Source organism: Shewanella sp. NIFS-20-20 (assembly GCF_019209865.1).
In the GTDB taxonomy this organism is placed as follows: Bacteria; Pseudomonadota; Gammaproteobacteria; order Enterobacterales; family Shewanellaceae; genus Shewanella.
The window spans coordinates 30,657-52,397 of the sequence record NZ_JAHUTT010000015.1; the positions used below are offsets into that span (position 1 = coordinate 30,657).

Here is a 21,741-nt window from a genome sequence, read left to right on the forward strand (position 1 = left end):
TCGTGAAAAACACGGGCGAACCGTTTGCGCAATCGTTTCGATGGCTGGACTTTAGGCAGTTATTGGCGTTAATGCAGCTACAAGTGGTTAAAATTGTGAGTGCTATCACGCTTAAATTGATGGGCGTAACAAGCGCGAAACAAGGCTGGCTGAAAAATGAGCTTTGTATGATAATTGGCCGATAATAATCACAAAATTAATGGTTCAGCGGTGACAGGGAAAGAAATGGAATCTGGGGCTTCGCAACTCACCTCCCCGATAGACGGTATTAATTGTCATCGCCGCTGGCGCAAACTGTGGTTGCGCTTAACCTTGCGCCGCTCGCAGCAAGAAGCCGTGGCCTCATCAACCATGACGGCGACTAGCGATAACTTCTTTAATGCCTACGCCATTTTTTTGGGCGCCAGTTTGGCGCAAATGGGCTGGGTCACTGGCCTGCCTCAATTGTTTGGGGCGATTACGCAATTACTGTCCGTGTGGCTAGCCAGTCACTTTTGTCGTAAACATTTTATTGTGGCCTGTGCGGCGCTGCAGGCGCTGGTGGTGGTGGCTATGGCGGCGGTGGCGGCATTTGAGCCTCTGAATGCCGTGTGGATATTTATTGGATTAGCCGTGTTTTATCAGGTATTTATTAATCTTATCCAGCCCCATTGGCGGGCGTGGATGGGCTCGGTCGTACCGGCACGCCGCCGCGGGGCATTTTTTGCTGCGCGAACGCGGTTAACCATGATGGCCTCACTCAGTGTATTTGTGATTGGCGGGCTGATCTTGAACCAAACCGATAGCCATCAGCTGGCTTGGCTTGGGTTTAGCTTGTTATTTTCTATCGCCGCAATGGGGCGGCTCGTGTCGGCGTGGTTGTTATGGCAAATGCACGATCCCATCGCCACCCTGCCAAAAGTCAAAGGTGTGTTTGGGCAAACCTTGGTCAATTTTGCGGGGGCATGGCGCGACAAGACCTTCCGTCACTACAGTTTATTTGTCGCGGGTATGCAGTGTATGGTGGCCATTTCTGCGCCATTTTTTGCCGTGTATATGCTGGAAGATTTGCAGTTTACTTACTTTGAATTCGTGATGGCCAGCGTGGCATCTGTGCTCACCCAGTTTGTCACCTTACACTTTTGGGGGCGCTTTAGTGATTACTATGGCAATCGCTTAGTCATGATAGTCACAAGTTGTATGATCCCCAGTTTGCCGCTGCTGTGGCTGTTCTCCGACAACTATGGCTATATCTTGGCCGTACAGGCATTTTCAGGATTAGCGTGGAGCGGTTTTACCTTAAGTACCGCCAACTACCTGTATGATATTCGTCCTTTTCGCAGTGATTTTGCCACGTATGCTGCGCTGCAAGCGGCACTGAGTGCTGGCCTCGTCTTTATTGGCGCCATGTTCGGTGGCACTATCGCTAGCTATGCGGCGGATTTTTTAGTTTGGAGCGGGTGGGGCACTTGGTTAACCAGTCCGATTTTTGTGGTGTTCTTAGTGTCGGGATTACTGCGCGGGCTGGTGGTACTATGGTTTGTACCGCGTTCGGTCGAGCCGAAAGTGCGGCCTAGATTACAGCTGCGTAAAATCGTGTTCCGTATCCGCGGCTTTAATGCCATCTCGGGCATGAGTCTAGATTGGCTGACGGTGGTGAAGCGGCGCCACCGAAAATAACTCTGAATAAAGCTCGCCAGCCTTGCCAACACTCCCGCGGCCGTATTACACCGGATAATCAAAATACTTGCGCTGTAAGGGGCCGGCGGCATGACTGCTGATCTTATTGGGATGCTTATATTCGCCCCAACCGGCGACGTCGGTGCCGCGATTTAACCGAGGGAAATCCAGCGGTGACTCGGCACCAGCGGTTGGTGCTCGCCCAATAAAGCTCAGCAACTGCGACAGACTGCCAGAACCACTGATATCGAGCCTTAACAAATCATCGCGGCCGGCAAAATAGCGCAATACTTGTCGTTGGTGGTTGTGATAGCAGTGGGCTAGATGTTGCTCATCGAAGGGGGTGTCCACTTGGTCGAGTTTGAAGGTTTGATTAAAACTGCGCTTCATTATCGGGTGGAATTTGCCATGGATTGGGTCGAGGTGTGGCAGCATTTTTTTCAGTAGCATCTGCATGGAGGGGATCCATGCTCCGAGCGGCCGCTCGAGATAGACAAACTTAGCCCCAGCGAACAAGACGTCGAGTTGACGATAATCACTGAAAATAGGCACATCGGATAGGGCATCCGCTTGCTGCACGCAATGCTGAGTGAACGCCATATGGGCGACATTAAGCCCGTGCTCTAATAAGGCCACACTGACACTGGTGGTCCCCGTGCGTGGCAGGCCGATGATAAATATCTTGCTTGGTTGATTTGATGGCATAGGCACCGCATTAGCACACAGACATAGGTCTCAAACAGGAAAGCGCCAGCAGCGCCGCTGATGATTACATAACATATTGAGCCTATCAATGCATCCTCCTGCACCCTACTGCGGGGGGCTTGAGGCATGCTATCTCAGCCTTATATCAGTGATGACGGTTGATGCGCCATGCCCCTAGCCGCTGGCATGGCGCAGATGAGCTAAGTTAATCGACGTCGAACAACTAGCCGGTGCCTTTAGTCTTAGTGCTTTTGCTGGCTTTATCGGACTCGAGAAACGTAATGATTTTTTCGGCCACATTAATGCCGGTGGCCGTTTCTATACCTTCGAGGCCGGGTGAGGAGTTAACTTCCATGACTAATGGGCCGTGCATGGAGCGAAGAATATCGACCCCAGCCACATTTAAGCCCATGGTTTTGGCGGCGCGAACCGCGGTTGATCGTTCCTCTGGGGTTAATTTGACTATGCTGGCGCTACCTCCACGATGAAGGTTAGAGCGAAACTCACCGGCGAGTGCTTGACGTTTCATGGCGGCAATCACTTTGTCACCAATCACAAAGCAGCGGATGTCGGCGCCGCCGGCTTCAGAAATATATTCCTGCACCATGATGTTGGCTTTAAGTCCCATAAAGGCTTCAATCACGCTTTCTGCCGCTTTGCGGGTTTCGGCCAAGACCACGCCGATGCCTTGGGTGCCTTCGAGCAATTTAATCACGCAAGGCGCACCGCCCACCATGTCGATAAGGTCGGGAATGTTCATGGGCTTATTGGCAAAACCTGTGATTGGTAAGCCAATGTTTTTTCTAGATAATAACTGCAATGAACGGAGTTTGTCCCGTGAGCGGGTAATGGCCACGGATTCATTGAGCGGCTTGACCCCCATCATTTCGAATTGGCGTAATACTGCCGTGCCATAAAAGGTAATGGAGGCACCAATTCTTGGGATGACGGCATCAAATTTAGGTAATTCTACCCCCTTCACATGGATGCTGGGTGAGGTCATATTGATGTTCATATAACAGGTGAGCGGATCGACAATTCTCACTTGGTGGCCACGTTCTTCAGCGGCCTCTTTTAAGCGGCGAGTCGAGTATAAGTTACTGTTGCGAGACATTATCACTATGTTCATTGTGTGGCTCCGGTTAAGAAGGAGGCTTGCGAGTCGACCACAAATCGGCCGGCTAATGCGCGACGTCCAAGTAGCATTCTAAATTTCATGTTGTCACGATTGGTAAGCGTGAGTTCAATGGTGAATTGATGTGGACCTAAAATCAGGGTCGACTGGATGACATAGCGTAATTGTTTATGACCACCAGAATCAGTGACATAGCGGCGATCAAATACAGGGCTTTCGCAAATTACCTCGTCAGTCGAGTCTTGCTGAGGGTGAAGCCAAAATCGAATCCAAGCTTGGCCCTTCCTTGTAAAAGGCTTTATTTTAAATGCATGTAAACATGAAGTTTTTGCACCAGTATCGACTTTTATTTTGATCGGCGTCGTGACAATATCTGGCAGCAACCCCCATTCTCTCCAGCCAATCAATGGCAATGGTTGTGCTGTCATGTTTCGTCCTTGGAAGCGTTAGTGTATTTACATCGGTTGATTAGCATGGGCTCGTGTGTTTCAACAACGAGGCCGTATGCCGGGGAGTGTTTACATAAATACACTGCCGTATCTATCGGCCTATTCGGCAAAAAATAGCGGATATATTTATATAAAAACAATGCGTAGTGTTGATGTTCAAGCTTGTTACTCGCACGTGGCTTGAGTGAACATTAGCTGCCAGCATGGTTAATGTTAACATTTTAGCAGCATTTGTGTAGCCAAAATTTGGGCATGCATCAAATTATTTATATGAGAACCTAGGTTATCAAAATAAAGACAAACTGTGGCATTGACGTCATACTAAGTACTGACAGAAGTAGAGGGTGTGGTCATGAATCTAGATGCTTACCAGTTCGACTGGATTCTGTTTGATGCCGACGAAACCTTGTTTCATTTTGATGCGTTTGCCGGTTTAAAACTGTTGTTCAGTCGCCATGGAGTGGCTTTTAGTGAACAGGACTTCGAAGAATATCAATTGATTAACAAGCCGTTGTGGCTTGAATATCAAGAGGGCACCATTGATGCCCAACATTTGCAGCTCACCCGATTTGCCGCTTGGGCCAAGAGGTTAGGTTGCAGTGCCAGCGAGCTTAATCAAGGCTTCTTAGCGGCCATGGCCGACATTTGCCAGCCCTTGCCCGGGGTGACTGAGTTGCTGGAAGTGATCCGTGGCCATTATCGGCTAGGGATCATTACCAACGGCTTTACTCAGCTGCAGCAAGTACGTTTACAAAAAACCGGCTTGAGTGAGTATTTCTCGCTGGTGGTGATTTCCGAAGAAGTGAGAGTGGCTAAACCCGCTCCTGCGATTTTCGAGCATAGCCTAATGTTAATGAGTGATGTCTCCCGCAGCCAAATAGCACCCCATAAGGTGCTGATGGTCGGTGATAATCTGCATACTGATATCGTTGGCGGCAACCGCATGGGTTTAGCGACCTGCTGGTATAATCCGCAGGGACATCCGCGAGATCCTGCGGTATTGCCAACCATTGAGATTTGTCATCATGACCAATTAAGGCAGCTGCTGAGCTAAATCGGTGGCTCATCTTAAGGCCTGCCCGTGGCGTATAGGCAGGCCAAGTCGGGTTTATTGACTGTGGGCTGATGGCCGAGCTTGGCCAGAGGCTCTGCTCAGTAAGTGGCTGGATACAATGGCAAACAAGCAGTAGCCGCAAAACAGCCAGAAGCCCAGGGCTAACTCGGCATGCATGATGATAAGATCCCCCATTTGCCCCGAGGCATTGCCAGCCATGTAGCTGACAATAATCGCCACCACAAACACATCTACCATGCTCCATTTGCTGATGGCACCAATGAAGCCATACAGCGCTGTGGATATTTCTCCTTGCTTGATCACGAGCAAGGCGGCTTGCGATAGCAGTTTTAGGGTGGGCACTATGATCGAAAACAGCGCAATTAATAGCCCAACCACGACATTACCACTGCTCATCAAGTCTTCTACTGTGCCCCAAATACTGCGGCTCTTATGAAATATCTCGACTTGCCCCTGCAACTGATCTAAGCCCATCAATGCCGAAATCGAGCCAAGAATGCCGCGCACATCTTGATCTGCTGTCATTAATTCTATGGTCGTTTTCGCAAATTGCGCTTTGTCGGCATTGGCGCTAAGGCTCAGCATCGGCTGAGTGACGCCTGGGATCAGCAGCGCGAGGGCGATAATGATCAGCAGCAAATGGGCCATGGTGCGTTTAGATGACATGGTGACTCCTGATGGTTGGATACCAGATGGGATACTACTGTAGAACCGACTCGTATTTCGAGTGGAATTTGCATTATCAGGGCAACCCTGACCTAGGCGAGAGGTGTGGATGAATGCCGACGCCGTGACATCATCCAGCGGCGCGGGGCCGCTGGATGCGCTGTGATGAGGGGATGTTAGAGACGAGTGAGCTGTCTTGGGCGGTTCACCTCGCTCACGCTATCAATCGTCAGCGGGTCTTTGCGAGGTTGTGGCAAGCTAAGGGCGTTGACCTTGTTAATGCCGTTACGGCTAATCCCGCCCTCATAACTGGGGCTAGTGCTTGCAGGCGTCATATAGGCAGTTGCGCCGGGATTCCAAGCCTTAAAAAACTCACTTAAGTCAGTTTGACTGGCGTAAGAGGCGCATAACATCAAGCGATCGCCTTTAGTTAAGCTGCTATCCGCCTGCTGGCAAAGGTTGTCACCGGGTAAGGTAAACTGGCCGTCATCGGCATTACGCGTCAAGCGATGCATTAAGGTAAACAAGTTCCAGCCTTGCATGCCTTGACGATCACTGTAGTAATCTGGCACGGCGCCTTGATACCAATCCTGAATGGCAAACTCGGTTTCGGCCCACTCTTTGAGTTGCGCAAACATGACTAAGCGCTCACCGGCGCCACCATCAGCCCACGCTTGGCCGTTGGCTGCGGCAAGGTAATCAGGGGCGATCCGGATATCTTGAGCCACACGCTCCATAGTGCCAAGGTGCTTATCTTGCATATACAAGCCGAGCAAGTTGTTGGCAACCTCAGTGGCGCCCTCGACAGTAAACGGCGCTTCGGCGGCGTTATGGCCGACTTCATGCCACAACAACCAATTATTGAGCGGCGTAATCGTCAGATTGCGACTGTTGGCGTTGAAGCTACTATTCATCACCGGATAACCTGAGTGCGCGGCGCCGATGCTGATAGCGACATCGTTGACAAAGTGATGTCTATGGTTGCCAATACTGTGATCGGTAGCTTGGCGGTTATGTTGGCCATCAAGGTCTTCATCGCGTCCATAAAAGCGATTCAAATCCGCGCTAAATTGATCCAGTTCCACGCTAAACTGGCCGAGATCACCCTGATAGTTGTCGGCAATCAGGTTGGCCTTGGCGGCTGTATAGATGAAGCTTTGGCTAACCACATCGCCGATGGGTGCCGGTGATGACTGCGGGTTAATCCACTGGCCTGCGTTGCCATCATAGCGATACAAAGGCGCATCGACCGTGCCGGCGAAGGTCAGGGTGACCGTTTGTGCGTGGCGGCCTTGGGCATAAATTAAGCCACCATAAGGGACTGTTAGCTCATAGCTAGCGCCAATATTGGTGCCGTTATTTAGGGTAAAGCTTTGGCTGATCCGCGGTGGACGCATCAGGCCAAGCTCGTGTTTTTCGCGGCCGGTTAAATCATCGTTTAAGGCCACGGTAATGGTAATAGGCTCATCGCTATCAACACTGACGCTAAAGGCTTGTTGCGCTACGGCCCACTGACCTGTGGCTTGGCGATGACCGGCAAACCACGCCGCAGTATGACCGCCTAATTCGACTTGGCTACGGCCTTGGCTGGTGGTGCCATTGGCTTCACCTGGGTATTGGCGAATATCGACTTTGATATCCAGATCCCAAAACGAGCGGCCTAACATTAAGCGGGTGACGGGCTTCTCCATGTAATTGAGTGGATAGCTGGGGTTCATGTAGCCGGCATAACGGCCATCGGTGTCACCCAGCAACATGCCAGTGCTCTGCATTTGTTGATGCACATCTGCAGGGCAAGTGGTGCCACCGCCGGCGCGATTGGCGCTATAACAGTTGAGGAACTCGGTAAACCGCTTAAAGCCAAGCTCATCATCCAGCCCTGCCTCAAAGCGATAATCTAAGTTATTCCACAGCCAGACCGTCATGTTGTGGTAGAGGCGGTTAAGATCCACGCTGCTTAAGCGCTCGCCTTGTTTCCCTTTGCTGCGGAAATATAACTCGTGTTGATATAAGCGTTCGATATTGCTGCCGAGGTTGGCGGCTTTGATCATCGCCTTGGCCGTGGGATCGCTCAAGCTCAGTTCAGTGTAACGGGGCACCATCATCCCGCCGGTGAGCGGGATGTTATTGCCGGGACGATACTCGAGGCAATTGATCTCATAGTGATAGCTTGGATCTTGACACTCTTGGTAAAGCGGGGTGCCATCCTCAGCGGTAAAGGCCCCTAAAATACGTGCTTTATCGGCCGCCAGATCGGTAGAATTGCCTTCATCAATAAAGGCGAGCAATTGAATGATCTCACCTTTATCGTTCGTTTCACTCCATTTAGCCACTTCCAGAGTGGGCTTATCGTCGGGCTTATTGGTTTGTTGATACAGCCAAGTGACGCTGCCATCGCTGTTGATGGTGTAAGGTGCCACGGTTTGGTCTTGATCGTTTTTGACGGCGCTATAGCGCTCGATAACCCATATGGCATGCTCGTGTTGGCTCCGCGGTCTGTCGGCATAACCGCCATTGGGGCCATTGCCATTACTCACGACTGAGCCGCCCTGACCGAAGGCGATACCGGCGCTGTCTAGCAGACGGGCATAGGCGGTGTCCTTGTTGTTAGATATCAAGGTTTCCATGATCAAGATACTGCCGCCACGACTCATATAGTCAATTAAGTCGCTGACATCATCTTGGTTGATCTTCGGTTGAGTGACATCCGCGCTCATGACCAGATGGTAATGGTTACCATTGGTGGCGAGGGCGTACTCAAATCCATTAAGGATCAGTAGCGGCATGGTAGCAGGATCGAGCCCTGCAAAGCTGGTCAGTTGCTCGGTGGTGACACCAAAATCTGGATGGATAATGAAGTCGGCGCTATTGCCCGGCACTTGCCCATGACGCTTAAAGTAAACGGTCGCAATATTGGTGCCGACAGTGAGTGGTTGATCAAGCGTAGCGCCGGTTTGACCTGCGCTCAGATAGTTAAAGACGTTTAGGAAAAAGCCTTTCATATCATCGCTATCGTTGGATTTCATGCATTGGCCGTTGGCAACGCCACCTTCCCAACTGTAGCCATTAGGGCACACTAATACAGAGTTATATCTTGCATTGCCCATGACCATCATTTTGCCTTGGCCAACGTCACCTAAGCTAATGAACGGGAGGTTAAAGGTGGCGGTTTCGGCGCTGACTTTATCAACGATCACCTGAGATGGCGCTTCGGTAATATAGGCTAAGCTGTGTGGATCCCATGCTTGCTTGCTACCAAAGGGCAACCAATAGTTATTATCGTTGCGAGCCATTAAGATCGGGAAGGCAGAATTGGCAATATTAACCGTGCTTTGACCGCGAGCATTACCTGTGCTGCCGTAAAAGTTAGTGCTGTCATGGAACACATGGAATTTGTTCACCGCCTTCCAGCCTTGTTGCTGCATGGCGCTGGTACTACCCCAAAGCTTTTGCACCTCAGCTAAAATCTTGCCGGCGTCATCTTTAGCAGTGACTGCTGCGCTGATGATCTTTGGCGTATCGCTGCGTAAGCAGTCGTTTTTGCATAAGATACTATCGATTTGCTGGGCTTGGCCTTGGTTAAATTGAGCTAAAAACTCGCCCGCAACGACTTGGGTTTGGCCGTTGCCGAGATCCAATGACTGATCGTGTGCGCTCAGTCTTAAGGCAATGATTTCGTTAATAACGTTAGGGTATTGGCTAAAGGTTTGACCGACCAAAGCCGGGATGAGCCAATGATCGCCCTTATCTTCGCTATAACGCGTCACTAAAGTTTGGATATTTTGGCCTAAGTCTCCCTCGCCCAATTGTGACAAGCGAACTTGTTGCTGATTGCCGCGAGTGCTGCCTAAGGTCAAGGTATCAATACCAAATTCAACGGTATCGCCCCAAGCAAAAGTAAACACACCTTGGGCGTTAGTGATGCCACGGCTCGCGCGACTAAAGAATTCCACTCCTGCCACGGGTTTGTCGTCTGCGTCGGTTAAGGTGGCGCGGCTTAAAATGGTATCTTTGGGCTGATAGTGATAATTCGCTTCGGCATTGGCAGCCACAAACGAGGCGCCTAAATCGCTCGATGCCCCAGGGGTGACAGCCGGCTGACTGTCGGGCACATGAGTCGATGGTAATTTACCGACTTGGTTATCATTGGCTTCTTTTTGATTAATAAGCTCTGCAAAAGCATCATGGTCCATCTGGAGATCATGCTGATAATAATTGCTAAATTGCAGCGCTTGCAGGGCACTCAAGCGTAAATCAATAAACTGACCTCGGCTGGTGCCCATGGTGCTGATTAAGGTGTGAGCATTGCGGGTGGCATTGGGCTGTTCACTAAATTCATCACTGCTTGCCAGCAACAGTTGCTTGCGCTCAGTGCGAGTGCCTGTGCGCGCTTTATCGGCCTGTACATTGCTAAAACTTGCCAGCAGAACGTCTTGACCTTGGTCTTGATAATGGCAGCTGACAGAGTCACCGACAGTGATTTCAAAGGCTGAGGCATCTTGCTGATTACACTTAACGCCCTCGCCAAAGGTGCTGTCACCATCGAGGGAGAAACTGGCATGGAGCTGCGTTGGGATCTCAGGCTCTGGGATCTCGGGTTCCGGCGGCGTGGGGGTATCGTTAGAGGAGCTGCCACCACCGCAACCGCTAAGTGTGGCGATAAAGGCCAAAACAATAAGGTGTTTATTCATGAATGTCCTAACACAAAAAAATGAGTCGTTAGCCCATGTCAGCAGCTTGGCTACCTGGGGATTAATTACTAAACGGTGGTTCTACTCTGAAGGTGTCACTGTGACAAAAACACGGTGAGATGGGATTGGAGTCGACCTGAGTGTATGAGTCTATTTTAAGTAAATTCTACTAAAATTAAAATTATCTTATTGAATAGAAACTGGTTTCTGCATTATTTATCGCCACAACCTGTTTGCTTGCTGCTTTATCCACCGCTGCCCACCATCAAGGTGTTGGCTAAGGGGACTGGCGCTGCGCCATGTGGCCGCAACTAGGGTAAGAAGTGCTCACCCCGCCTGCGGTCAGTCACGGCTTGGCAAGGTTTCTCGGCGCCAAGGGCTGGGGCGATAGTGCCATCGCCGCGCCGCGAGTTATTTGGCCCGTCGATTAGGCAAGCTCGGCGATAAATTCGCTGGGATTGTGGCTATCACTCAGCAAGTACACCTGATGCTTGGCGCGGGTGAGGGCAACGTAAAATAAACGCCGCTCTTCGGCGAATGGGTAGGCTTCCGCCGGTGGCAGCAGCGCATCTAGCATAGCTGGTAATGGCTGACGAGCAGGGAGGCCAAATCGGCCCGACACTAACCCAGTGATAATGACTATATCGGCTTCCATGCCTTTGCTGGCATGAATGGTCATGGCATGCAGCGATACGTGGGGCCACTGTTGTTGCCATTGCCGCAGGCGTTCGGTGGCAGGTAATTGGTGGCGAAACCTCGCGAGGATTAATACCCGAGTCACCGCCTTTACGGTCGTGGCATCGACGCTTTGGGTTGATGTAGCGATGCTTGCTAGCAGTTCAGCAATGAGCGAGTCGCTATGTTTATCCAATTGAGGCCGCGACATCATGCTGATGGCGTTGTGCGTCACTTGGGTTAAGCACGCTATCTGCTTGGTGAGTTGTTGGGGGTTTTGCTGGACAAATTGACTCGCTAGCTCGCCGATGGAGTTATTAAAGCGAAAGCTGGTGGTGAGGCAATGGATATGTGCATCGCCAAAATGATCGCTGAAATCGCGGGTATAGCTGATATCGGCACCGCTAAAACGATAGATAGCTTGCCAATCATCGCCGACACAGCAAAGCGAGGCGCCGTTGACTTGGTCGCGTAGGGCTTTGATAAGCTTGGCTCTTGGCCGTGAGATATCTTGAAACTCATCTACCATGATCCAGCGCCAGGCGCTAACAAATTGGCCGCTGTCGACATAATGGCTGGCCCGAATAATCATGTCGTTAAAATCAATCTGCCGCGTCTGTTCAAGCTGGGCTTGATAACGGGTGACTATGGGTTCGAGCAAGACCAACGATGCCCGCGCGGCCGCTTGGTTCTGCGGGGAAAGGGCGCGTAACCAATGGGCGCGCGCCTTGGGATCCTCCAGTCGATGCAACTTGTATAGACCAATTTGGGCGGCGAATTGCTCGGTCAGCTCCGGCAGTAATTTTTGCGCCAATGTCGGCTGCGCACTCAACCAGTTTTTCTCCGGAATAGCGCTCGGTGCAATGCCAAGCTTAGCGAGGGCGCGGCTTAAGCATTGGGTGAGTTTGCCTTGTTGCAGTTGATGATAATACAAGTGGATATGCGGGGATTGCTGCCGTTGATAGTGAGCGAGTTTGGTATCAATTTGCGCTTGGTAGTCCGTAGTGGCCAAATACGCGGGCCCCTGATATGAGCTATCAATACTGAAATAATTGAGCCAGATCCCCAATGCCGGTAAATAAAAGTCCGCCAGTAAGCCGCCACTGGTATCGCCTTGTGTTGAGGTGCTTTGACGGTATTGGAACGCAATGCCGCGACTGAATAGCCAATTGGCGATGATCAAGTCACCAAAACAGCAGACGCGATCGCCACTGAGGCTACATAACTGATGGTCGGCTAAATAGGCTTGGTGCTGCTGAGCTAACGCAAAGTCATGGGGGTGTTTTTCGACGATGCGCCAGCGTGCTAAATAGTGTTGTAATTGCTGATGGTAGCTTGGATTTTGTTGTAATTGTTCGAGTTGACTCAGCAACCAGCGTTGCAGCGCTTGCGGATCTTGCTCCCACGGCGACAATTGCGGCGCAACGCCTTCCACTTGAGTAATGATGTGCTGGCCGAGGCTGTGAAAGGTAGTGGCCTTTATCGATGTTAGCCTCAGCTTGCTACTGATGCGCTCGCCGAGCTCTTGGGCGGCATCGCGACCAAACGCCAAGAGCAAGAGTTGCTCCGGTTGGGCTTGGCCACTCTCCAATAAATAGGCGGCGCGGCCGACCATGACACTGGTTTTTCCGCTGCCTGCGCCGGCCAGCACCAGATTATTATGCTCATCAATCACACATGCCCGTCGCTGGCTTGCGGTCAGCGGTTGGCTCTCTAGTTGGTCAAATAATGCTTGATGCTGCGCTAATTGGTCATCGACGTAGGCGTGCTGAATGGCCTGTTTGTCTTGGTCTTGCCAGTGGGCGATGGCGATGACTTGGGTGATCGCCTCGGATAATTCGGCACTGATTGGCAGTTTGGCGGAGGCGATAGCCGCTTGCGCCCATTGCCATTTTTGTTGCTCGCGCAGGGCGCGTTGCTGGATGCGCTCGAGCTGACGTGCTCTGGGATACCCTTGCTTAACCCCGCACTCTATTCGCGTGACTAACCCGAGCAATGAAGCCTGATGCTTAGCAATCCAATAACGCAGCATGTCAGCTTGATAGTGGCGGCGGGCGGGATAATTAATCATGGCTATTTGCCATGTTTTGGTCGAGGTGCGCAGCTGGAGTAACCAACCAAAGAGACTTAAATGCCACCGCGGCGGAGCCACTAAGCTTTGCCAAGTCAAGCTGATGCTTTCACCTAGTTGCTGAAACATGATGCTATCTGTGCTGAAGTGCAAGGCCGCTGCCTTGGCACCACAAATGCGGCCTATCAAGCTGCTTGGGATCGTGTTGGAGGGCACTGCAAGCCTTATGGAAAAATGAGCATGGCCAAACTTAGTCGAGTTGCGCCAGTGAACGCAATCATTAGTGTTGACTGCTTCGCACAAATGCATAAATTTCACCCACAAAGTTTACCTCAGCCGCTTGACTGACTATGTTGAAATAACAACACTGAATTAATACCTTAGCTAATTTCTATGCAGGGGATGCTATGACGACAGCCATTGTGTATTGGGTCGCTGCATGCGCGCTTTGTGTGTCGCTGGCGGTAGGGTTGGCAGCACAACAACTGGCGCTACCCGAACTGGCAGTATTGCTGGCGGTATTGGTGTTTATGCCCGGCGCAGGCGTGGCGGCAGCCTATTTGATTTTAGGCTTGTGGATATATCTCAGCACCTTAAGTGGCCAGTCGTTAGAAATGAGTCTCAGTGTGTGGATCATGGTGCCCGTGATCATTCAAGCGTTAGATAAACAGCGGCTATGGCAATTTCGCGCACTCTTGGTCGCCATGGCGTGCTCGTTATTTTTTGGGCTAGTGGTCTTGCAAGCCGAAGGCCGCTTGGCAGGCGAAGCGTCGTTGACCTTGTGGCAAATCGTGGCGCTGGTACTGATTTGTTTCAGTGGCCATCGCTGGAAACCCAGTACACCGGCCAATGCATGGCTGCTACTTCCGGCCATGATCTTACTGGGATTGGGGCAATGGCTAGCCTTAGCCATCGTGGTGAAACTGGTGTTACTTATCTATTGTTTGCAGCAACTTAAATCCTTACCTGTGCCGCATTTCTTGCCGGCCATTAGCTTAGCCATGCCCATTGCCGTGTTTGGCGGATTAAGTGCGATGCTCAATGGCCAAATATCCGCACCGACCCTATTAGCTTGGTTGCTGACCTTAGTGTTTGTGTGGCTTGGCGATCGGGTGTATCCCCAAGAGCAAACTGAAGAGTAACCGCAAGGATGGCTGTGCTTAGCTGGCTCACAATGGCGCAATGTTCGGCTTAATTCATGGATAAATTCAGGTATGATGCCGTCATAAGTCATTGAGAACCCCTAGGTGAGTTGATTGAACAAGTACCTCTGTTTGTTAGCGCTGAGTTTAACTGTCAGCGCCAGCACTTTTGCTGCCGATAATGCTTGCGAGGCGATCTTTGCCATTCAAGGACTGCAGGTCGGGCAGATGTCAGATCATCAAGGGTTAACCGGGGTTACTGTGCTGCGGTTTGATCAGGGTGCGAGCGCTGGCGTGGATGTTCGCGGTGCCGCTCCCGGTACACGTGAAACCGAATTACTGCGGCCAGAAAATCTAGTGGATAAAGTCCATGCCATCGTGCTGTCAGGCGGCAGCGCCTTTGGGCTTGATAGTATGACGGGCGTGAGTCAATACCTTGAGCAACAAGGCATTGGCTTTGATGTTGGGGTGGCGAACGTGCCGATTGTAACCGGCGCAGTGCTATTTGATCTCGCCTTAGGGGATGCTAACGCTCGTCCAGATGCCAAAATGGGCTTTGCGGCGGCTAAGGCTGCGCATCGACTCGGTGTCGAGGAAGGCAATGTCGGTGCCGGCACCGGTGCCAGTGTCGGTAAAATTGCCGGCATGGCCCGCGCTACCAAGGGCGGCTTAGGCTGTTATAGCACCACCTTAGCTAATGGTGCCGTGATCGGTGCCTTGGTAGCGGTGAATGCCTGGGGCGACGTGGTAAAGGACAATACCTTAGTGGCGTCCACCCGCAGCGAAGATGGCAAACGCTTTGTTTCTGGAACACAATTACTGATAAATGGTGTTGAAGGTCAAGGGTTTGCTGGTGCCAATACCACCATAGGTGCGATTGTAACTAACGCTAAGCTCACCAAGGCACAGGCATTAAAAATTGCCCAAATGGGTCATGATGGCTTTGCTCGCGCGATTCGACCGGTACACAGCCTGTATGATGGTGATACCTTATTTGCCGCCGGCACTGGCGAAGTCACAGTGAACGACATTAACTTGCTTGGGGTGGTTGCCGCTGAAGTGGTTGAGCAAGCCATTTATCGGGCGGTAGCCAAGGCGCGCTCTGCAGGGGGGATCCCTGCGGCCAGCGAGATCCCCGCGCAAGCGTTATAAACCTGCACGAGCTCGGTTGTAACAAAATGTATCATCAAATTAAGTTAGCTTGTTGATTTTAAAGGTGTAAGGTAAGGTTCTTGCTGGTTAAATAATGACAGCAGAGAAAAAAATGGATTGCCGCACTATATACGTTGCCTCAGCAAGTCCGGGGTGGCTAACCATGGTGGTTGCCGGACTTAGCAGTATTTTTGAGCGCTATCAATTTATCGCCGTTAATGATGCCAGCGCATTATGGCATCTCGATAGCGAGACGTTAGTGATATTTGATAAAGCGTCCTTAGGCAATCCAACCTCATTATTAATTAATCCCCTTGAGCGTGGCGGTGCTTGGTTAATTGTTAATGCTGAGACCATTGACGAAGAAAGTGTCCCTGGGCTTATTTCGTTGGGCTATTCTGGGCTTATCATCAAAAATACCACCTTAGAAATGATGCCGCGGGCCATTAGGACTATTATCGCAGGAGAGTTGTGGTTTAGTCGTCACGCCATGTCTTTGTCGTTAAGGCAAAACTTCAGAAAGACTCCGCAACCCACGCAAACCATTCATGAACTGAGTACTAAATACAGCTTTTCAATTCGTGAGCAACAAGTATTTTTATGCCTCATTCAAGGGAAAAGTAATAAAGACATTGCCATGAACATGAGTGTCAGTCCCAGCACCATTAAGAGCCATGTGTCGAGTATTTTGTTAAAAACAGGCAAGCAAGGCCGAGGACAATTAACCTCGTTGTTGCTCGCAGAGGCCTGATTAGTGTGATCTGGATCACCACTTTGGCGGTTTAGGTAGTTTCTCCCTCCTCATTGCCATGGCAATTGGCCATCTGGCCGATAGTTAATTTGGCAGCAGATTTATACAGTGTATTGGAAATAACCACACACATAAATCTGGGAAGGAGTCCGAAAATGAAAGCCTCTACTGTTAGTTTAATGATTGCCGCTATGTTCACTGCCACTGCTGGCGCAGCCAATTGGTCAAGCGAAGCACGTGATGACGGTCAAACTCAATTCTACGTCGATCTGCAAGGTGAAGTGCCACAGCGCTGCCGCATGGTTACTAAGCAAGATCTCACCATGACGTTGGACTTGGAAAAAGGCCAAGCCAGTGAGTTTAAGTTTAAAGCATGGTGCAATATTGATAGCAGCAATGGTTTATTAGTGGTCGGTGCTCAGCCATTCATTAATCAGAATAACAATGAAGATATTATCCCATTAGTGGTTAAGTTTAACGGTGAACAAGGCCGTATTGATGCCAACACCAATGCGGGTTCTACTGAGAACTACCACGCGATTTCTAAAAACTTCACCGTGAGCAATGCCACAGTGAAAGACATGGGTAGCATGAACGTACTGACCGTTCAGCCAGAAGTTAACTCATGGGAGAAAGCGGGTAAGTACGCAACTTCTATGTATGTATCTCTGTACCCACAGTAAGCTAATTTCAGGACAAACCCCAACATGAGATAGTGAGATTGGGGATAAACAAGGGGCCGCGGGCCCCTTTTTGAGGATTATATGCGCCTAAGTGCCGTACTACTGAACGCTGTGTTGTTATTCTCCCCGTTAGCTCATAGTTTTGAGCTATACCCCATGGTCGATTTTCTCAAAGATCAAGGCCAGCAAAGTGAACGTTTTTTCCAAGTGCTCAACCCTACTGAACAACCGTTACCGGTTGAAATATTTGTAAAAAAACGACAAGTGGCCGGTGAAGCGCCTGAAACCCTTACCGATAGCGACGACTTTTTTATCTTTCCTCCACAAGCATTAATTCCTGCCGGTAAGAGCCAAACCATTAAGGTCAAATATATTGGCGCCCCCGTGAGCGAAGCGCAGTCTTACCGCGTGGTATTTAGTCAGTTGCCCATTAAAGATCAAGAGGCAGATAACAGCATTAAAATGCTCTTTCAAATCGGGGCTCTGGTATTTGTTTCCCCGCAGCAAGTGCTGCCGGCAATGACCACTGAGATCCATGCCGATGGCTCTGAATTACTCATGACCAATCAAGGCAATGGGGTGATCGTATTGCCACAAGTTCGCTTTAGCGCCAACAGCCAGCAACAACAATATCAGTGGCGCTGGGACGATTTAAAAGCCGGCGCCGAACGTCAATTTTTGGCACCAGGCCAGAGCGTACGCATTAATGTCCCCAGTGTGATTAGCGATGTAGAGCCATTGATTGAGGTTGAAGCGCAAGGATATTAAGCCAAGATCGCGCTAGCAATTGGCGCTGCCGTCGGCGAACAAGGACAGTAAATGAAAGGTGGGATGTGGCTTAGTATTATCTTCGCCTTGCTGGTATCACCGTTACCACTGATGGCCATGACAATGTCATTGCCCTTATGGTCAGGTGATCGCGAATTAGGTGATGTGGCTGTCACACTGCAAGGCATGGACATTGGCGCGGTGTCTTTACCGGCGTTGCAAGCGCAATTGGGCGGTCGTGTCGCTGCGTCGACCTGGCAGGCATTGGCTGCCAACCCCCAAACTCAGGGAATGGTGAGTGTATCGACGTTAGCTCAAGCGGGCATTAGCGTCACATTGGATAGCCAAACCTTGTCATTATCTGTGGTCATCGCCACGCACGCGATGGGCGAGATAGGCGTCGATTTTGCTGAAGACTATATTCCCTTTGTGCCATCGGCCAGCAGTGATTTTAGTTGGTTAAATAGCTTCAATTTTGCCCATACCCAAAATTGGCAAGGGGATGAGCAGAGCCAAAATAGCGCCATTGATTGGTTGGCTCAATTTAATATTGGTGGTGCCTCAGGGCTGAATATCACCACGGCCAATTACCTCGAGTTAGATGAGGGGCAATCGCAATTTTTACGGGGCGAGTGGACGGCATTTTACGATAATCCCCACTTACCCATGCGCCTATCGTTAGGGGACGTGACCTCGGGCACCTCGGGCTTTTTATCGAGCCTTAATATCGGCGGGTTCAGCCTTGAAAGTGACTACGCCAAATTGCAACCCAACCGGGTGATCGGCCCTAACAATCAGCAAATTTTGATCTTGCAAGAGTCGGCCGACATTGACATCGCCGTCAACGGCCAAATCATTTATAGCGGTCGCCAAGAGGCGGGCCGATTTAATTTAGCCAACTTGCCGATGAACAATGGCGCGAATGACATCGTGGTGTATGTACGCTACTTGTCGGGCAAAACCGAAACCTTAACTTTCAGCCAGTTTTATAACAGTACCTTGCTGCAACAGGGCATAGTCAATTACTCCTTGAGTGCAGGGGTACCGTCTATTTATGGCGATGATGGCATTGCGTATTTATCGACGTGGGCGGCTAACGGCTTTGTCGAATATGGCTGGACCTCATGGTTGACCATCGGGGTCAATGCCACGGCCGCTAAATATGGCCAAGGGCTAGGAAGCACCGCCACCATTGGCACCGATGTCGGCAATCTGAGTTTGCGTGCATCGCTGAGCAATACTGATAGTTTTGGCTCTATTTATGCCGTGAACTTTGAAAGTACCGTGGTTGGCGCTTCGCCGAGTCAAACCCCGAATTTACGGCTCGCCTTTGAATACGCCGATAACTTTATGGGGATGCCGTGGGAAGATGAGGCCTATGGCCTGAGTTATCAGCGGATGCTATTTAACTATGTGTGGACCATTAACGGTCAGTGGGATGCCAATGTCTCAGGGGCCTATTACCATACCCCTGACGGTGAGAAGCAGCTCAATAGCACCGCCATTCTTAATTGGCGCTCAGGCAATATTAACCTTGGGGCGGGCATGAGCTACGGCGAAAATAGCGAGTTCCCCCAAGGGGATTGGCAGTATTTTTTGACCTTCGATTGGCACTGGGCCAATGCCGAGCGAGGCTACAACTTAGGCACCAGTTATAACACTGAGGCTAATCGTTCGCGGCTTGATTTTAGTCGTCTCAATAATGATCGGGTCGGTGATATGGGCATGCGCGCCTTGGTTGAATACGAAGATCAACGTGACCGCCAGCTTGCTCAAGTAAGTTATAGCGGCAATCGTGGTCGCTGGGAGGCGGTGGCCGAGCGCACCCAATTTAACGACAGCGATCCTCGTTATTCGGCATCCATTCGTGCCAATACCGCCATCGGTTTGGCTGGCTCACATGTGGGCTGGGGCCGAGCTCAACCGGGGCCATTCCTCGTGGCCGAGTTACACCCAACGTTGGCCGAGAGTGAATTGCAATTAGAGGTGAATCAGAGCGGTGAATATACCGCCGCAGCTGATGGCACCCTCAATGGATTACTGCCACTCGATGTGGCGTACTCGATTAATAACATTGATATTAATGTGCCCGATGCCCCCTTAGGCTATGACTGGGGAGATAGTCGATTGACCATCTCGCCGGGGGCGGCCACTGGCCATGTGGCCGTGATTGGTTCCGACAGTTCGTATACGGCGATGGGGATCTTACGCAATCACGAAGGCGAACCATTGGCTTACTTGCAGGGTGAGATTGATAATTCTGGGCAAGGATTAGCATTCTTTACTAATAAGCAAGGTCGCTTTTATATTGCCGGCGTGAGTCCCGGCGAGTATGAGATGCGCCTAGCTCAGCCCGGTTGCCAGCCGATGTCGGTCACCATTGAGGCCAAGGCCTCAAGTTTAATTGACATGGGCATCTTGTCCATGACCTGTACCAAGGAGGATAACCATGAACGCCCTTAAGCTAATGCTTGGTGTGTGGCTCGGTTTCGCGTTGATGAGCGCCGAGGCGATGGCCGAGTGCGAAGGCCGCTGGCAGCTCGACTTTGTCACGGCCGCAGCCCAAATCGATACCAATAATGATGGCGTCTGGATCCCAGCACATTTGCACCTCGATAGAGGGGTTAGCACCTGTGCCAAACAACTGATAGTGCGTCAACCGCAAGGCGGGCCATTACAGTTGCAGGGGCAAGGCACCATGGCCAACTATCAAATGATGCGGGCCAATCGGCAACAGCTCAATCACTTGGGGCGAGATCATCATGTGATGTCCTTAAACGGGGCTCAGCAATATGATCTTTGGGTCTATATTGCTCAAGGCAAGTTACTGTCTCCTGGGCGCTATCAAGGCATGCTAGATGTGAAGTTAGCGGGGGGCAAGCTTGACCAGCGAGGCTGGCAGCGCCACGGCTTTGATTATCAGGTGAATCCATTTGTGCAAGTAAAATTGGCTGGCGTTCAAGGCGGTTGGCTGCAACCGGCGGGCACCTCAGTTCGATTGCACTTAGGAGATTTAACTCGGCGTAACCAGCGTGAATTACCTGTGTATTTAGAAAGCAACACCATGGTGAGTATGCGGGTGAGCTCCAAAAACCATGGCGCCTTAGTGCACGTGGAACAGAGCCAACATCAAGTGCCATACCAGATGTTGTTTGCCGGACAAGTCATCGATTTAGCGAGCGAAGCGCAACTGGTGATTGCCGAGCGGGCCAAGACAGGTAAAAACGTAAGTTTAGTGTTTGAGAACCAAGCCTCGCCCTATGCGCGCGCGGGCCAGTATGAAGATGTGGTGACTGTGAGTATTTTTGCCCGTTAAATTACAAGGTAATTAATAGCAGTAGTCCGACGCTAAAGGCCAAAACGCTCACCAAGTTGTAGCCACGGTGATCGCCTTGGCGCCGACTGCGCCGTTTAAGCAAATAAAACGCCGTAATCGATAACAAGGCGCAGCCTAACAATAACAGGTACAAAAAAGGTTGGGTGCCATCGAGCCATTCGCTGCGAATGGCGATGTCCATGTGGCGCAAAACCCCATAATCAATCTCAGGACGGCCGTAATGAAATACGCCGAGGGCGATAAAAAATAACAACCAGCACAACAAATTGACCACGCGAATGAGCATGCTGAGGGGATCAAGGGCGCTGTGGCGTCGATTGATTTTCATCATTCCCTCAGACAATAGTGAATAGTATTGACACCAGTCTAACTAAAATTGCCTTGAGGGTAAAATGGCCTTAAGCGCGTTTCAGTTGCTCAATTTCACGGCGTAATTGTTGTTGTTCATCAACGGCTAACGCCTCAAGCACTTCAATTCTTTCCTTAAGTTTTGCGACCTCTTTTTGGAGCTCATCATGTGCCGTCTGTTGGTGACGACTGATATCTTGTTGCGACGATTTTATTTTAACAATGGAGATAATGGCGCCACACACAATCGCCACAATCGGGATGAGTAACACTAAGGTTGCAGCATTCATAACAAGGCTCCTACGGTTCGTCCTGAGAATCTTAATCATCAAGTATGCGGTGTTGCGGCTAAATTAACCAGTCAGCCACCGCAGCAATTGGTCACTAAATGTGTCGTTACCCTCATGATTGAGCGCAAAGCCCAAGCTAAGCTG

General features: G+C 50.6%; 17 protein-coding genes. 9 read left to right on the top strand and 8 right to left on the bottom strand.

Annotated elements, in window-relative coordinates; genetic code table 11:
* Positions 1 to 225: 225 nt before the first annotated feature.
* A complete protein-coding gene (locus KU855_RS06945; RefSeq protein ID WP_218529609.1) occupies positions 226 to 1,659 on the top strand; it encodes an MFS transporter in 1,434 nt (477 codons plus the stop codon).
* 45 nt (positions 1,660 to 1,704) lie between these two features.
* Here KU855_RS06945 and KU855_RS06950 read toward each other — a convergent pair whose 3' ends face one another.
* The 3 genes from KU855_RS06950 to KU855_RS06960 all read right to left on the bottom strand — a co-directional run bounded on the left by KU855_RS06950 (position 1,705) and on the right by KU855_RS06960 (position 3,927).
* Positions 1,705 to 2,364, bottom strand: coding sequence for a sulfotransferase (locus KU855_RS06950; protein ID WP_218529579.1), 660 nt, complete (start codon positions 2,362 to 2,364; stop codon positions 1,705 to 1,707).
* A 223-nt stretch (positions 2,365 to 2,587) separates the two neighbouring features.
* Positions 2,588 to 3,493, bottom strand: a complete 906-nt coding sequence (gene rimK, locus KU855_RS06955) for a 30S ribosomal protein S6--L-glutamate ligase (RefSeq protein ID WP_218529580.1) — start codon at positions 3,491 to 3,493, stop codon at positions 2,588 to 2,590.
* Positions 3,490 to 3,927, bottom strand: a complete 438-nt coding sequence (locus KU855_RS06960; RefSeq protein WP_218529581.1) for an ATP-dependent zinc protease — start codon at positions 3,925 to 3,927, stop codon at positions 3,490 to 3,492. The genes rimK and KU855_RS06960 overlap by 4 nt, the downstream gene beginning before the upstream one ends.
* Positions 3,928 to 4,300: 373 nt before the next feature.
* Here KU855_RS06960 and yjjG point away from each other — a divergent pair, with 373 nt between their 5' ends.
* Positions 4,301 to 5,002 (top strand): pyrimidine 5'-nucleotidase, encoded by a 702-nt coding sequence (yjjG, locus tag KU855_RS06965; RefSeq protein WP_218529582.1) that lies wholly within the window; start codon positions 4,301 to 4,303, stop codon positions 5,000 to 5,002.
* 54 nt (positions 5,003 to 5,056) lie between these two features.
* Here yjjG and KU855_RS06970 read toward each other — a convergent pair whose 3' ends face one another.
* From KU855_RS06970 to KU855_RS06980, 3 genes are all read right to left on the bottom strand, one after another.
* A complete protein-coding gene (locus tag KU855_RS06970; RefSeq protein WP_218529583.1) occupies positions 5,057 to 5,689 on the bottom strand; it encodes a paraquat-inducible protein A in 633 nt (210 codons plus the stop codon).
* Positions 5,690 to 5,865: 176 nt separating this feature from the next.
* A complete protein-coding gene (locus tag KU855_RS06975) occupies positions 5,866 to 10,380 on the bottom strand; it encodes an SslE/AcfD family lipoprotein zinc metalloprotease (protein ID WP_218529584.1) in 4,515 nt (1,504 codons plus the stop codon).
* Positions 10,381 to 10,807: 427 nt separating this feature from the next.
* On the bottom strand, positions 10,808 to 13,342 hold the full coding sequence (locus KU855_RS06980) for a UvrD-helicase domain-containing protein (protein WP_218529585.1): 2,535 nt from the start codon (positions 13,340 to 13,342) through the stop codon (positions 10,808 to 10,810).
* A 191-nt stretch (positions 13,343 to 13,533) separates the two neighbouring features.
* Between KU855_RS06980 and KU855_RS06985 the strand changes: the two genes are divergently transcribed.
* From KU855_RS06985 to KU855_RS07015, 7 genes are all read left to right on the top strand, one after another.
* Complete coding sequence (locus KU855_RS06985; RefSeq protein ID WP_218529586.1) at positions 13,534 to 14,268, top strand: hypothetical protein; 735 nt, start codon at positions 13,534 to 13,536, stop codon at positions 14,266 to 14,268.
* Positions 14,269 to 14,382: 114 nt separating this feature from the next.
* Positions 14,383 to 15,420 (top strand): P1 family peptidase, encoded by a 1,038-nt coding sequence (locus tag KU855_RS06990; protein WP_218529587.1) that lies wholly within the window; start codon positions 14,383 to 14,385, stop codon positions 15,418 to 15,420.
* A 94-nt stretch (positions 15,421 to 15,514) separates the two neighbouring features.
* Positions 15,515 to 16,171, top strand: coding sequence for a LuxR C-terminal-related transcriptional regulator (locus KU855_RS06995; protein ID WP_256260910.1), 657 nt, complete (start codon positions 15,515 to 15,517; stop codon positions 16,169 to 16,171).
* A 155-nt stretch (positions 16,172 to 16,326) separates the two neighbouring features.
* A complete protein-coding gene (locus tag KU855_RS07000) occupies positions 16,327 to 16,854 on the top strand; it encodes a hypothetical protein (protein WP_218529588.1) in 528 nt (175 codons plus the stop codon).
* Positions 16,855 to 16,935: 81 nt separating this feature from the next.
* Complete coding sequence (locus tag KU855_RS07005; RefSeq protein WP_218529589.1) at positions 16,936 to 17,622, top strand: molecular chaperone; 687 nt, start codon at positions 16,936 to 16,938, stop codon at positions 17,620 to 17,622.
* Between the two features lie 51 nt (positions 17,623 to 17,673).
* Positions 17,674 to 20,085 carry a fimbria/pilus outer membrane usher protein gene (locus KU855_RS07010; protein ID WP_218529590.1) on the top strand — a complete coding sequence of 804 codons (2,412 nt, stop codon included), beginning with the start codon at positions 17,674 to 17,676 and terminating at the stop codon, positions 20,083 to 20,085.
* Complete coding sequence (locus KU855_RS07015) at positions 20,072 to 20,938, top strand: hypothetical protein (protein WP_218529591.1); 867 nt, start codon at positions 20,072 to 20,074, stop codon at positions 20,936 to 20,938. The genes KU855_RS07010 and KU855_RS07015 overlap by 14 nt, the downstream gene beginning before the upstream one ends.
* Before the next feature lies 1 nt (position 20,939).
* On the opposite strand, the gene KU855_RS07020 is transcribed toward KU855_RS07015, so the two are convergent.
* Both KU855_RS07020 and KU855_RS07025 read right to left on the bottom strand, forming a co-directional pair.
* Positions 20,940 to 21,290, bottom strand: a complete 351-nt coding sequence (locus tag KU855_RS07020; protein ID WP_218529592.1) for a hypothetical protein — start codon at positions 21,288 to 21,290, stop codon at positions 20,940 to 20,942.
* A 67-nt stretch (positions 21,291 to 21,357) separates the two neighbouring features.
* The gene (locus KU855_RS07025) at positions 21,358 to 21,597 is read right to left on the bottom strand and encodes a hypothetical protein (RefSeq protein WP_218529593.1); all 240 of its coding nucleotides are present in this window, start codon (positions 21,595 to 21,597) and stop codon (positions 21,358 to 21,360) included.
* Between the last annotated feature and the right edge of the window lie 144 nt (positions 21,598 to 21,741).